This window comes from Alteromonas confluentis, from assembly GCF_001757105.1.
Classification (GTDB): Bacteria; Pseudomonadota; Gammaproteobacteria; order Enterobacterales; family Alteromonadaceae; genus Alteromonas; species Alteromonas confluentis.
In genome coordinates this window covers 315,989-330,714 of record NZ_MDHN01000029.1, presented here as the reverse complement: position 1 = coordinate 330,714, position 14,726 = coordinate 315,989, and the positions used below count along the sequence as shown (strand labels likewise).

Below are 14,726 nucleotides of genomic sequence, written 5' to 3'. Positions count from 1 at the left end.
GATTGGCATGTTGCCCTATCTGAATAGATGTTGTCAATGTGTTAACGGCTTAGCGGCGAAGTTGGCAGAACACACTCAGGCTGAATTGATTACCGGTTGGTGAAATATACCGCGTCGAACCACGACATAGGGCATGCGAAGCGCGCTGAAAAGCTTATTTAATCTACTTTACATTCAATCCTATTCATTTCCGTTGGTTAACTGTGTTTGTGTATTTTTTATTCATTAAATTTATGGATAGCAGGTATTAATTATATTTGTTTGTGATTGTTATTGACTGTTTATGATTGTCGCTGTACTTTGTTGCTCCAATGTTAATTAAAATCGAGCAGTTTTAATAAAAATAACATGCTGCCAAAAAGTAAGTTAATCACTGACACACAACCACGCAAGGAGATGAAAATGGCCTCATTTTCAGGACTAACCGCTACACCAGCATTCCGTCGTTCCGCACTCGCGGTAATGATCACGGCCTCTTTTACCCATTGTGCATTTGCTCAGGACGTTGAGTCTGCCCAATCCGAACCCGATCCTACAGTAGAAACCATTGAAGTACGTGGATCTGCAACCGGTACACTTATTCGCGGTGCAACGCCAGTCGGTACGAATGTGGTGGGTATTTCTGAAGAAGATGTGGCTGAAATTGGTGTACCTGACAGCAACGAACTTCTTGCGCAAATTCCGCAAATGACCAGCACCTTTAATAGCCGTCCAACAATGGCGACGGATATTGGTCAGGGTATGCCAATGCCTAAACTTCGCGATATCGGTACCGGCGGCGGTAGCACAACACTCGTACTGTTAAACGGTTTACGCTTACCAGGCTCAGGCATTATTCAAACGGTACCGAATGCGGCAGCCATTCCTCCTTCTGTATTAAGTACAGTAGAAGTCGTTATGGATGGTGGCTCTTCAATTTACGGTTCCGACGCCATTGCTGGGGTAGTTAACTTTATTACCCAACGCCCAAAAGATGGCGTGACGCTGAACCTGGAAGGTGGATTTGGTGACAGCTACACCGCAGGAACGCTGAACTTAACCGCTGGCACATCTTGGGATTCTGGTGCGGCGATGCTGTCGTTTTATCATGCGGAAAACGGCGATGTGATGGGTTCAGATCGTGATTTCATTACCGCTGACAATACTGCAAACGGCGGCGGTGACTACCGCACTCGCCAGTGTAGCCCTGGAAATATCACGGCAAACGGCACCAGCTACCGCATGGATACGCTCACCGAAGGCAGTAACTTATGTGATCCTAACGACGGTATTTCGTATGTACCTGAACAAAAGCAGGACACCATCTTCCTAGCCCTTGAGCAGGAATTTTCTGACAACGTTTTCCTTAACCTGAACACTTACTACAGCGACTGGGGCGTAGACATTACCGGCGACGCGACCAACGCATTAACGGATATAGGTGCTTCGGGTACTATCACTTCCGATAACCCTTATTTTACGGCAATTGGCGACGAAACGTCGCAGACCGTAGACTTTAACTTTTCTGATGTTGTAGGGCCTGGCGCGAAGAACAGCAGCGACTTTAAAGCATTCTCTTTCATGCCGGAACTTACGGTTGAGTTACCAAACTACTGGCGTTTGAAAGCGGCATACAGCTACGGCTGGGCTGAAACCCATGGTGAAGAAACCGGGGTAAATGCTACCGCCGTTGCCGCTGCGCTGGCAGGAACCGACGAGTCCACTGCGCTGAATCCTTACAATGTAGCAGCTACAGATTCAGCGGTTCTGAGCAATATTCTTGGGTATTACGGCACGCTGGGCGACGCCAAGCAAACTCATCATCAGGTACGTTTAACATTAGATGGTGCCATTTATTCTTTACCAGCCGGTGATGTCATGCTGGCGGTGGGCACAGAATACTTCAAGCAAAACTACGACGTTTCATTTGGTGGTGGCGCAGCAAACGCACTGCAAATGACAGAAACGTCTGCGTCTCGTAACGTGAAGTCCGTATTCAGTGAAGTGGTTGTGCCGGTGATGGACGATCTTGATGCCGGAACTATCGATTTTACCGCATCTATCCGTTATGACAGTTATAACGATGTGGGCAGCACTACAAACCCGAAGATCGGCGTAGACTATTCTCCCACTGAAAATTTACGTTTACGTGCACAATGGGGTACTTCATTCCAGGCGCCCAGTCTGGCGGATTCCGGTGCGGCTGTTGATACCCGTGCTATAACATTAGGCGTGAGTCCTTTCATGGCGCCAGATGCAGCTGATTCTGACTTCTTCCGCGGCACCATTATTCTGGCCGGCGGTAGCGATGGCTTGCAGCCAGAAGAGTCTGAATCTTACAGTGTGGGTTTCGACTGGACGCCAGAGTTCTCTGACGATCTGAAAGTAAGCATGACCTACTTTGACGTGGACTACTCCAGTGCAATCAGCCTGGCGCCGTTCTACACCCCAAGTGTATTGTTTAGCACAGCGGGCTATGCCGATTATTACACATTGAATCCTACACTGGATGAAGCGCTGGCAGCAGCAGATGGTATGCGTATCGACGGGCAATCAATTGAAAGCCTGTATGCTGACGGAAACTCAGCCTACGCACTGTTTGACGCCCGTCGTAATAACATGACGGCCACCAAGTTATCGGGTATCGACTTTGACATCAGCAAAGTATGGCAAACCAATTTTGGTAGCGTGAACGCCAGTGTGGCAGGTTCTTACACCTTAGACAGAACCTTCCAGCCAGTACAGGGTGCGGCCTATCAGGACGAAAAGAGCACAGACGAGCGTGGCGACTATAACTTGTTAGCGCAGGTGGGTGCGACTTACGAAAATATGCTGGGTACCGTTCGCATTCTTCACACTGACGGTTGGGAAAATGCGGTTGCCTCTGCAGATTCGCTCACTACCGTAAACTTGTTCGGCAAGTACGATCTGGGTGAATATGAGTTTGTTGAAGAAGCTTCAGTGACAGTGAATGTCGATAACTTGTTCGATGAAGACGCTGTCTACTATGATGACGCAAACGGCTTTATCAGCGGCTCAACACTGGGTCGTGTGATTTATCTGGGACTGAATCTGAAGATGTAATCAGTGTAAGTCTAAGAGCGGAGTCGGCAGACTCCGCTTTTTGTCGTTCAAGGCCTGAATGCAAAAACAGGTATCACTATTGGTAAGTCGTCGTTAAAGGAAAATCAAATGCAGGAGAAGAGCATGCTTAAAGCCGTATTGGATATTGGAAAAACCCACATCAAATTGCTTTTGGTGAAAAATGGTAAAGAATGTGCCAGCTTCAGCTGCAAAAACGCACCTATCGAAGGCATGTATCCGCAAGCCGACGTTGATGGCATTTGGAACTGGTTAACTGAAACCTTACGTTCGTGTTCACTAACGCCGCAGATCCAGGGATTTGTTGTCACCACCCATGGCGCTACTGCCGCGCTAATCAACGACGCGCTGCCACGAGAAGACGCGCTTGTACTACCCGTACTCGACTACGAATTCGCGGGCATTGAAGCATGTTCAGACAACTATCAGAAAGTACGACCCGATTTCGAAGACACCTTGTCTCCGGCATTGCCTGCGGGGCTGAACCTGGGGCGTCAGTTGTTTTGGTTGCAATCAAAATTTGCTGATCAGTTTTCCTCTGCAACGACAATTTTGATGTATCCCCAATACTGGGCATGGCGCTTAGGCGCGGACATGGCCACCGAAGTCACGTCGCTGGGTTGCCATACCGACATGTGGAACCCGCAAAAACAAGATTATTCAACACTTATAAGCGCCTGTGGCTGGCAAGAAAAGCTACCAGAATTGCGTAATGCCTGGGACTGCTTAGAAAAAGTGTCTGAGGATGTTGCGAAGCAAACCGGACTCTCACAGGATTGCGAAATCTTTGCAGGAATTCACGACAGTAACGCCAGTTTGCTGCGTTATTTGTCGATGGCCCAGGATGGCGAAAGCTTCAACGTCATTTCTACAGGTACCTGGACCATTCTGATGCAGGTGAACGGCAGCACCGAAACGCTGGCAAAGCACCGCGATACGCTGGCTAATGTGGATATTCATCGTAACCCGGTAAGCTGTGCCCGTTTCATGGGCGGCCGGGAATATGAAAAAATCTGTACTACCCTGGGCGGCAATATTCGTATGAGCGCCGAAGCGGCAGATATCCAAAAGGCGTTAGATGAGGGCTGGATGGTTACGCCAGATTTCAGTCAGGGTAACGGCCCGTTTGGCGGCCTGACACCACAACTATTGTGTCCGCCATCACCAGAAGCGCCACAGGCCATTGCCACACTCTACTGCGCACTTTTGATTGATCAGCGATTGAACGACCTGAATTCAACTGGCACGATATATATAGAAGGGGCGTTTTTGAAAAACCCTATGCTATGTCAGCTAGTGTCGCAGTTGCGCCCACAGCAAAAAGTGATGCTGTCTCGCGACAACACCGGCACGGTAATGGGCGCAGCAAGCCTGGTGCACTACAACAGTAGCGAACAGTCAGCGTTGGATGTGATTACCTGCGAGCCTGCCGCATTTGATGGTTTAGAAGCGTACCGGGCGAAATGGTTTTCATATATTAACTAAAAGTATCACTTTCAATCAAAATGCGCGTATTTGATTGATCGCATTTGGACAGGTGACTATATTATCTCCCACACATATAACAATTATACAGGTAATACCATGCTGGAGAAGCAACGTCACCAGCTCATTCTGGACATCCTTGATGAGAGTACTTTCATCAGTGTGCGCGATCTTTGCGCTCAGCTGAATTCGTCCGAAGCGACTATTCGCCGCGACCTTAACAAACTGGCAAGTGCAAAAAAGATTCGAAAAATTCGTGGTGGTGCGCAGGTACTCGATAACAAAACCGTCTCGAATATCCGTCTTTCAGGAAATGCTTTTCTGGTGGACCGGGAGCGCAATGCCAGTACTAAACAATTGATTGCTAAAGCCGCCACCGACATGTGCGAAGATGGCGAGTCGATTATTATCAACGGCGGTACCTCTACCTTCATGATGTCTGAATATCTGGTAGAGCGGAAAATGAATATTCTGACTAACTCGTTCGTGCTTGCCCACGAACTGCTTGAAAATAGCCAGAATCAGGTAACGCTACCTGGCGGCGAGGTTTACCGTAAGCAAAGCATTATTCTGAGTTCTTTCGAGAACGACACCACACAGAATTATCGCGGCAGTAAAATGTTTATGGGTTCGCCTGGCGTGAGTGAATTTGGCGTAATGGAAACCGATCCGTTACTCATATTGGCTGAACAGAAGTTACGTAAGCGCGCTGACAAGCTCATTGTACTGGCAGACAGCAGTAAGATAGGCATTCGTGGCAATCTTATTTTCTGTGGCCTGGACGACGTCGATACGGTGATTACTGACAGCAAAGCAGACCCTGACGCGCTCGACCGTATTCGCGAACACGGTGTGAATGTGATTGTGGTTGAAAACTGCGACTAAAGCTGCCCGGCTCTGATTAATCACAAAGCGATAGTGCATCCTGTGCTATCGCTTCCTTTACGCTTGCCCTAATCCCTCTTCGAAGTTTCATATTTGGTACCAAACCGTTAACAACTGCGGTTTTTTACATCAATACTATCTGGTCTAAGGTATATTCCCTTTAAAATTAATGTAACAATTCTGTTATATTGTGATTGGAAATGATTGACAAAGATTGCAATGGATGTATATTGATTTGTATTCAATCAGCGGTTTTGTCATGAAGACCCGATTCACTTAATAACTTCACAGGATGCTCAGAAATGCCTTATCAGCCAGATGAATACAAACACGTCAAATATCTGTGGGAAGACGAGGTTGCCGACAAACTCGATCCCGTAGATAACCTGGTATACCGCTCCAACAAGTTGGGCGAAGACCAGCGCATCACCAACACGGGTGGTGGTAACACGTCAGCCAAACTGATGGAGAAAGATCCGCTTACCGGTAAAGATGTGGAAGTTCTTTGGGTAAAAGGTTCTGGCGGCGACCTGCGTACGTCAAAGAAAGAAAACTTCTCATCACTGTATCAGGACAAACTGAATGCACTGGACAGTGTGTATCAGGATTACAGCGATAAGGGTTATAAGTCTGCCGGCGAAGATCGCATGGTAGGCATGTTCAAACACTGTAACTTCTGCCTGAACCCCCGTGCATCGTCTATTGATACGCCTCTGCACTCGATGATTGACGAAAAGCACGTTGATCACCTGCACCCGAATGCGGTGATTTCAGTGGCTTCTTGTAAAGCGCAGAAAGAACTGACCGAAGTGATTTGGGGCGGCAAGCTGGCTTACGTACCGTGGATGCGTCCTGGCTGGGAAGCGGCTGAGCTGTGCGAAGATACCTATGCAGCGAACCCTGATATCTGGGGTATTTTGCTGGGTCAGCACGGCCACACCAACTGGTCTTCTGAAAGTAAAAGCTGCTACGAAACCTCTCTGTGGGTAATTGAAACCGCAGCGCGCTACATCGAAGAGCATGACAAAGGCGAAATGACCTTTGGTGGTCAGAAATACCAGTCGCTGGACGATGCAGCACGCACCGATTTGCTGAAAGACTTCTTACCTGTAGCGCGCGGCTTGCTTTCAAACAAAGTGAAGTTTATCGGTACGGTTCAAACCGACGACGCTACTCTGCGATTCGTGAACAGTGTTGATGCGCCCCGTCTTGCTGAGTTAGGTACATCTTGTCCTGACCACTTCCTGCGTACCAAAATTAAGCCACTGTTCGTCGACTTCGACCCACAGAATGACGACTTCGATACCCTGATCACCAAGTTTAAAGCGGGTCTGGAAAAATACCGCGAAGATTACACGGCGTACTACGAAGCGTGTAAACGCGAAGACTCTCCAGCAATGCGTGACCCAAGCCCAACAGTGGTATTGATTCCGGGCGTAGGCATGATTTCCTGGGGTAAGAACAAGAGTGAATCTCGCGTAACTGCAGAATTTTATAACTGTGCGATTGAAGTAATGCGTGGCGCAGAAGCGATTTCTGAATATACCGCACTGCCAGCTCAGGAAGCGTTTGATATTGAATACTGGGCGCTGGAAGAAGCAAAACTGCAGCGTATGCCGGCTGAAGCCCCTCTGGCCCGTGACGTGGTTGTGGTGATTGGTGCCGGTGACGGTATTGGTAAGGCGACAGCCCACCGCGTTGCTAAAGAAGGCGCACACGTTGTTTGTGCCGACCTGAACCTGGAAAACGCGCAGCGTACCGCTGGCGAACTCACAGATAAATATGGTCAGGGAATCGGCGTTGCCGGTACCGGTATTTCGTCATGTGGTCCTGCGGTTGCCCTACAGGTTGATATCACCAAGCGTGAAACCGTTGAAGCATTGTTTACCCAGGTACTGTTGGCCTACGGCGGTTTAGATAAAGTCATCGTGACTGCGGGTGTGTTCATTGCTGAAGGCAGCGACCTGGCGAAGAATGATTCTATCTTCGACATCAGCTTTGGCGTGAACGTGAAAGGCGGTTACGTGGTAGGTTCCACGGCCCAGAAAATCTGGGAAGCGCAAGGTCTGAAAGGCGCCATGGTACTGACTACCAGCGTTAATGCTGCGGTATCGAAGAAGGGTTCACTGGCTTACGACACCAGTAAAGCAGCGGCAAACCACTTAGTGCGTGAGCTGGCCGTTACCTTGTCTCCATTGGTAAACGTGAACGCATTGGCACCGGCTACGGTAGTGCAGGGCAGTAACATGTTCCCCCGTGACCGCGTGATTTCCTCGTTAACCAAGTACGACATTGCCCATGATGAAAGCGAAACCACTGAGTCACTGCGCAACAAGCTGGCGGAATTCTACGCCCAGCGCACCCTGACCAAACAACCTATTACACCGGATGACCAGGCCGAAGCGGCTTATCTTCTTGTATCCGGACAACTAAGCAAAACAACCGGGCAGGTGATCAGTGTAGACGGCGGTCTGCATGAAGCCTTCCTGCGATAAGAGGTGAGTTATGTTACGAAGAATTGATGCATCCGTTATTAACGACGAAAACGAAAAGTTAAAGAGCCACCTGGACGCCGATTATGCTGCGCTGGCTGACAAACTTGCCCGTGACAATATTGATATTGAAACCATTACGGCCAAAGCCGGTGAGTTTCAGGTAGCCGTGCCATCTTGGGGCACCGGCACCGGCGGTACCCGTTTTGCCCGCTTCCCGGGCACCGGTGAGCCACGTAATATCTGGGAAAAACTGGAAGACTGCGCCGTTATCAACGAAATGTCTGGCTGTACCGACAGCGTTTCACCGCACTTCCCATGGGATGTGGTGAGCGATTTCTCTGAACTGAAAGAGAAAGCTGACGCATACGGACTAAAATGGGTATCGGTTAACTCTAATACCTTCCAGGATCAAAAAGGCCAGGAATACTCATACAAGTACGGCAGCCTGAGCAACACCAAAAAAGAATCCCGTGACCTGGCCATTCAACACAACCTGGACGTAATCGAATACGGTAAGCAACTGGGTGCGAAAAGCCTGACAGTGTGGGTGGGTGACGGTTCTAACCATCCTGGTCAGTCTCATTTCCAGCGTGCTTTCGAGCGCTATCTTGCGAGCATGGAAGAGGTGTACAAAGGTCTGCCTGACGATTGGGAAATGCACATCGAACACAAAATGTTTGAGCCTGCATTCTACTCCACCATTATCCAGGACTGGGGTTCAAACCTGCTGGCTGCTATGCATTTGGGGCCTAAATGTAAGTCGCTGGTAGATCTGGGTCACCATGCACCGAACACTAACATTGAAATGATTGTGTCGCGCTTAATTCAGTTCAAGAAACTGGGTGGCTTCCACTTCAATGACAGTAAATATGGTGACGACGACCTCGACAGTGGTTCACTGCATCCGTATCAGCAGTTCCTGATTTTCAACGAACTGGTCGATGCCGAGTACCGTGGTCAGGAAGGTTTTGGTCCAGCTTACATGCTTGATCAGTCACACAACGTAACCGACCCGGCAGAAAGCTTGATCAATTCAGCCATTGAAGTGCAGCGTTCTTATGTAAAAGCACTGCTGGTGAATCGTGAAGCACTGTATGGTTATCAGGAAGACAACGACGCGTTAATGGCATCGCTGGAACTGAAAAACGTCTTTAATCTGGATATTTCACCTATTCTGGCAATGGCCCGTTACCGTAAAGGGGCGCCAATTAATCCTCTGGGTGTATACCGCGCTGCAGGTTACCGCGAAGGTATGGCGAAACAACGTCCGCAGGATCCAAACGCTACCGGTTCTGGTATTGTCTGATCACGCCGTAATCAGTGTGTAAATTTACAGCTCGCTACGGCGGGCTGTTTTGTATGTTGTGCAGTGTTACCTGTTCAGGGAAATGGAAAAAGAGCAATGCGATTAAGCCAGTGTCATAACTTTCATGACTTTCGGAAGTTGGCGAAAAAGCGTCTTCCGGGGCCGATTTTTAACTACATCGACGGTGGAGCCGACGACGAAACCACGCTAAAACGCAACACTTCAGCGTTTCGCGAATGTGATCTCATTCCCCGTGTACTTACCGGTGTGAAAGACATCGATTTAAGTGTTGAAGTGATGGGGCAGAAGCTTGCGCTTCCGGTGTATATGTCGCCAACGGCGTTACAACGGTTGTTCCATCATCAGGGCGAGCGTGCTGTTGCGGCAGTGGCTGAACAGTTCGGTACCATGTTTGGTGTATCGTCTTTAGGTACTGTGAGCATGGAAGAAATCGCCAAACAGTATGACACGCCTCAAGTGTATCAATTCTACTTCCATAAAGATCGCGGGCTTAACCGTGCCATGATGGAGCGGGCAAAAGAGTCAGGCATTGAGGTAATGATGTTGACGGTAGACTCCATCACCGGTGGTAACCGCGAGCGCGACTTGCGAACTGGCTTTTCCATTCCGTTTCGTCTGAACCTGGCAGGGTTGTGGCAGTTTGCCACCAAACCCATGTGGGGCATCAACTATGTCACTCACGAGAAGTTTTCTTTGCCGCAACTCGATGCGCACATTAACATGGGTGGCTCTAGCAGTTCTATTGGTGACTATTTTACTAATATGCTCGATCCTTCCATGAACTGGAAAGATGTGGAAGAGATGGTGAAGTTCTGGGACGGACAATTCTGTCTTAAGGGCATTATGAGTGCAGAAGATGCCCGTCGGGCGGTAGATATTGGCTGTACCGGCATTGTGATTTCCAATCACGGTGGACGTCAGCTAGACGGTTCTCGCAGCTCATTCGATCACCTTGCAGAAATTGTTGATGCAGTTGGCGATGAAATTGATGTGATCTTCGACAGTGGCATTCAGCGCGGTACCCATGTGCTCAAAGCGCTGGCGTTGGGCGCAAAAGCCGTTGGATTGGGTCGTTATTATCTGTTTGCACTGGCTGCAGCGGGCCAAAAGGGCGTAGAACGCGCGATGAAGCAAATGGTGGCTGAAATCGAGCGTGACATGCGTTTGATGGGGTGCAGCAAGATAAGCGAACTCAACCGCGACCACGTGCGTTTTCGCTAACATTTACCTTTCTTTTCAAAGGGCCGATAAGGCCCTTTTTTGTGCTTTTAATTTACCGTTAACATCACGATTTTCCTCAACTTAGCAATCATGCTGTGCATCTTAATACTCAATTACAGTCACGCTTAACTTTCGTAATTGCAAAAATATGATTGGAACTGACTAAAAGTATGTGATCGGCGTTAAAAATTTGTGTATGCTGGCCCTTCGAGTGTTTCAATGATGTAAATCCGTTACTAAAAAATTACATGCGGATGGTTGAGGGAGTTAGGTATGACGCCGAATCCAATGTTAGGTGTTTTGTTTCACTGGTTAGGAGGGCTGTTCTCCGCCAGTTTTTACGTTCCATATAAACGCATTCAGCGATGGTCCTGGGAAATTTTCTGGCTAGCGGGTGGTATATTCAGCTGGTTTCTTTGTCCGTGGTTCTTTGCCTGGATCCAAACAGAAGATCTGCTCGGCGTATTAGGCGCAACAGACATGTCTACCTTGCAGCAGTGCTTCTTATGGGGCTTGGGCTGGGGCTTCGGTGGTCTTACCTTTGGCTTGGCTGTGCGCTACATGGGCATTTCTTCAGGTATGGCTATCGTACTCGGCCTTACCACGGTGTTAGGTACCCTCGGCCCGCCAATCTTCGACGGCACAATTGGCGCAGTTTTAGCCACTACAGCAGGACAGTTTGCCGTTGGCGGAACCTTAATGACCCTTGCGGGCGTGATTGTGGTGGCACGAGCGACCGCAGAGAAAAATCGAAGTTTGGGCACAGCGTCTGATGGTGAGACTATCGATATGAAAAAGGGGCTGGCCATTGCCGCATTCTCTGGTGTGATGTCGGCTTGTTTTGCCTTCGGCATCGCAGCCGGTAAGCCGATTCGCGAACTCACCATTGAAGCCGGTACAGACCATCTGTGGCAGGGATTACCTGTACTTTGCGTGGTTTTGCTTGGTGGTTTAACTACTAATGCCGTGTGGTGTATTTATTTGATCATAAAAAATGGAACTGCCCGTGAATTCCTCGGTCATACCAATACGAGCATTGAGAAGTTGCCTGGCAGCACGATGTTGAAAAACTATCTGCTGGCCGCCCTGGGTGGAGCATTCTGGTATTTCCAGTTTTTCTTCTACACCATGGGTGAGAGCAACATGGGCAAATACGAGTTTTCCAGCTGGACCATTCACATGGCCAGTATCATCATCTTCTCAACCCTTTGGGGTTTAGCGTTGATGGAATGGAAAGGCAGTAACAAGAAAAGCAGAATGTTATTGCTAGCAGGTATTTCGCTACTGGTTCTCGCCACGCTGGTTATCGGTGTGGGCAATTCGCTCCAATAATTTTACGGTCCCTAGCGCCTTCCTCGGTTTGGTTTCCAGTGGGTTGGCGCGCTCCCCCTCCTTCTTTTTTGCATTTCTTTACGCTTATCTGTTAGTGTGCACAAAATCTACAAACGCCTGAGTCATAAAGAAAAACATATAAGATCTCATACCTAAAGGTTCTTAATTTTATAAAAAGGTATTTTTTTTAGAACCTGCAAACCCAAGCGAATGTGCTACGTTTTTAATCAGTCAACGTAGCGAACATTCAGGACGGATTATGAAAAAGTTAGTTAGTGCAGCAATGTTGGTGGCAGCCGCCGCATCTTCTCCGGTACAAGCAATCACAGAAGGTGATTATTATTATTTGCCCAGTAATTTGTGTGAAGCCGCCGAGCCAGTAGCAAGCGAAAATAAGCTTCTTACTGTTATTGGTAACGACTTCCAGTCGCAGGTACAAATTAATCTGGCTTTGTTAACTGATTATCCGGCGACAGGTGTTGCCTACCTTGAGCGTGCACAGAATGTCGACCAAATCGCTATCGTTGAAAAAGCATCGAAAAATTGGACGCCTTTTAGTCAGGACAACATGTATATCCTGGGCAAAGAGAAGATCCCGTTTTCTGAAGCAGCAAAGTTGCCAACCATCCTTGCCAGTTCGCCAGAACGCGCCCAGGCTTATCTTGCAAAAGTTGAAGCGTTTAAGAATAAATATCATATCTCCGACGATGAGATTGTGACTGTTCAAACCGGCGCACGGGTGCTTGTTCAAGACGAAAGCGAAGAAGTTTTTCTGAAAAATTTCTTCACCACCTTTGATGTTGGACGTATTGAAAAACATATCTTATCTATCGACCATCACACACCTATGATGGAGTCGCTGGAAGTGGCTTACCTTGAAAAACGTAGCCACGGCGCTTGCGGTATCAAAGCTCAAGGAATCGCTAAACTTTAATACACTCTTTTAATTGTTGCTCCCAGGTAGGTGATACCTGGGAGCAGCGATAGCTCACCTGTCTTTCTCACTGTTATTCAGCCCTTTGTTACCTGCGCTTCCGTACCGACATGCTATTTGTCTTAATCATCGTTACCTTTACTTCCGGTAGACATTTTTCAGTCTGGTTGATTCTATAGTTGTGTTTGTATTTGGTACATTATAACATCTCATAAATTGTTATATTATAATGTTTCGTTGAGGTGGTAATGTTCAAACGGGTTCATTTGACGATCATGGCAATCGCTATATTGCCCATTACTTCTGTTGCTCAGGGGGTAAGAGACAAACATGTGCACGGCCACGGCCAGCTTTTAGTTGCTCAGGACGACAGTCAGTGGCAGCTGCAATTTTCCATACCGGCAGCTAATTTATTGGGTTTCGAGCACGAACCAGAGGATCAGAAGCAAAGAGATAAAGTGCACGCTATGGAAACGGCGTTGAGTGAGTTCAGGAATGTCGCCAGCATTAGCGGAAGTTGCAAAGTCGCTCAGCAGGACATCCATATACCTCATGCTGAACATCACGAAGATCATGAGAGTCACGCCGGGCATGCTGGCGATGATGCCCACGAAGCACATCGCCAGCACCAGCATGAAGATGTCAGTCTGACCTATCAGCTTTCCTGTAATGATGATATCTCGGCGCTCACCATAAATATGTTTGGGCTAGCCCCCTCTTTAAGTTCACTCGAAGTGCAGTGGGTGACGGATAAAGGTCAGGGCATGACGGATGTAACGCCACAGGCAGCAACCATTAACTGGTAAATCACTATGCAACCATCATCTGTTTCTCCCGGAGATCTCATGCCACGAATTCAGGCTATCGGTGACAAAATTGCCATAGCGCTTTCTTCTCTTTGTGTGGTGCACTGCATTATCACGCCAATTCTTCTTATCGCGTTACCTGCGCTTGGCGGCGTCGCATTTCTCGATCACGAGGTCTTTCATCAAATTCTGCTTTTCTTTGTGCTTCCTGTTGGCGTCATTGCGATTACCGCGGGCTATCGACATCACAAAAGCGCGGCCATTCTGGGCAGTGGTCTGCTCGGGCTACTGCTGCTTACCCTGGCGGGTACCATCGCTCACGATCTAGTTGGCGAGATAGGAGAAACCGTACTCACTATCGTCGCTTCTTTATTTATTGTTTATGCGCATATCCAGAATTATCGGCAACGTCACCACCGTCGCTAAACCGTAAAACCCTGACTTAACAAAAAACAGGCATCACGACCATGCCTCACCGACAAGTATTGCTTTGCTTGTATCTTCATGGTGAACGCGCTGTCACTACCGGCGCGCGTGTTATTCTTCATAGAGTTCATAATTGTCCACATTCAGTGTGTAAGCGGCGGTACCCAGTTCGTGATGGCGAGTCTGAATATCGACTTCACCTTCAAACCAGAAAGGTTGCTGCAAATCTTCAAGTTCCAGACCTTCCTTCAAACTGATATAAATAATCTGATTCGGTGGTGGCGGCGGCATATGCAGACAAGCGCCGAAGTAGGGAACCAGAAAAAATTCGGTGACTTGCTTCTCGTCATTCTGTTGTAATGGCACGATAAAGCCTGGAATACGAATAGCGCGACCGTCATATTCAGGAATGACCTGTGTAGAATTCAGTGCTTGTTGAAAGCGCTGCGCTTTCTCATCACTGAATTGCTGTTGCGAAAACGCATCCACCGAGTCTTGCTGCGAGCCATCAGCCACGTTGTTCAGATAGTCTGGTGGGTCCATCAGTGCAGCCAGATCCGATTCTGGCATCAGATCAATCCATTCGGTTTGCTGATATTCGGTGGCAGAAAGCGACGCGCTATAAAGCAGCGTTGCCACGCCGATGACAGATGCAAATTGTCTCAGGATTTGTTTCATTAAAAGTGTCGCTATTGGTTAGTGAAATTCGTAAATGTTATAACATCACGTAATTA

Annotated in this window: 11 protein-coding genes; 10 read left to right on the top strand and 1 reads right to left on the bottom strand. The window is 48.2% G+C overall.

Translation table 11 applies throughout. The features are described 5' to 3' along the window. Positions 1-402: 402 nt before the first annotated feature. The 10 genes from BFC18_RS13075 to BFC18_RS13030 all read left to right on the top strand — a co-directional run bounded on the left by BFC18_RS13075 (position 403) and on the right by BFC18_RS13030 (position 13,992). The gene (locus tag BFC18_RS13075) at positions 403-3,063 is read left to right on the top strand and encodes a TonB-dependent receptor plug domain-containing protein (RefSeq protein WP_070125992.1); all 2,661 of its coding nucleotides are present in this window, start codon (positions 403-405) and stop codon (positions 3,061-3,063) included. A gap of 108 nt (positions 3,064-3,171) precedes the next feature. After that, positions 3,172-4,566 (top strand): FGGY-family carbohydrate kinase, encoded by a 1,395-nt coding sequence (locus BFC18_RS13070; protein WP_070125991.1) that lies wholly within the window; start codon positions 3,172-3,174, stop codon positions 4,564-4,566. 99 nt (positions 4,567-4,665) lie between these two features. Further along, positions 4,666-5,451 (top strand): DeoR/GlpR family DNA-binding transcription regulator, encoded by a 786-nt coding sequence (locus BFC18_RS13065; RefSeq protein ID WP_070125990.1) that lies wholly within the window; start codon positions 4,666-4,668, stop codon positions 5,449-5,451. Positions 5,452-5,753: 302 nt separating this feature from the next. Beyond that, the gene (locus BFC18_RS13060) at positions 5,754-7,946 is read left to right on the top strand and encodes a bifunctional rhamnulose-1-phosphate aldolase/short-chain dehydrogenase (RefSeq protein WP_070125989.1); all 2,193 of its coding nucleotides are present in this window, start codon (positions 5,754-5,756) and stop codon (positions 7,944-7,946) included. Positions 7,947-7,956: 10 nt separating this feature from the next. Further along, on the top strand, positions 7,957-9,252 hold the full coding sequence (gene rhaI, locus BFC18_RS13055) for an L-rhamnose catabolism isomerase (RefSeq protein ID WP_070125988.1): 1,296 nt from the start codon (positions 7,957-7,959) through the stop codon (positions 9,250-9,252). A gap of 96 nt (positions 9,253-9,348) precedes the next feature. Continuing rightward, positions 9,349-10,494: an alpha-hydroxy acid oxidase gene (locus BFC18_RS13050; RefSeq protein ID WP_070125987.1), complete on the top strand. Its 1,146-nt coding sequence runs from the start codon at positions 9,349-9,351 to the stop codon at positions 10,492-10,494. 273 nt (positions 10,495-10,767) lie between these two features. Then, entirely contained in the window at positions 10,768-11,826 is a 1,059-nt protein-coding gene (gene rhaT, locus BFC18_RS13045) for an L-rhamnose/proton symporter RhaT (protein WP_070125986.1), read from the top strand. Positions 11,827-12,085: 259 nt separating this feature from the next. Next, positions 12,086-12,760 (top strand): hypothetical protein, encoded by a 675-nt coding sequence (locus BFC18_RS13040; RefSeq protein ID WP_070125985.1) that lies wholly within the window; start codon positions 12,086-12,088, stop codon positions 12,758-12,760. Between the two features lie 248 nt (positions 12,761-13,008). Beyond that, positions 13,009-13,566, top strand: a complete 558-nt coding sequence (locus BFC18_RS13035) for a ZrgA family zinc uptake protein (protein WP_070125984.1) — start codon at positions 13,009-13,011, stop codon at positions 13,564-13,566. Between the two features lie 39 nt (positions 13,567-13,605). Beyond that, positions 13,606-13,992 carry a MerC domain-containing protein gene (locus BFC18_RS13030; RefSeq protein ID WP_070125983.1) on the top strand — a complete coding sequence of 129 codons (387 nt, stop codon included), beginning with the start codon at positions 13,606-13,608 and terminating at the stop codon, positions 13,990-13,992. A gap of 111 nt (positions 13,993-14,103) precedes the next feature. Here BFC18_RS13030 and BFC18_RS13025 read toward each other — a convergent pair whose 3' ends face one another. After that, the gene (locus tag BFC18_RS13025; protein WP_070125982.1) at positions 14,104-14,670 is read right to left on the bottom strand and encodes a DUF3299 domain-containing protein; all 567 of its coding nucleotides are present in this window, start codon (positions 14,668-14,670) and stop codon (positions 14,104-14,106) included. Between the last annotated feature and the right edge of the window lie 56 nt (positions 14,671-14,726).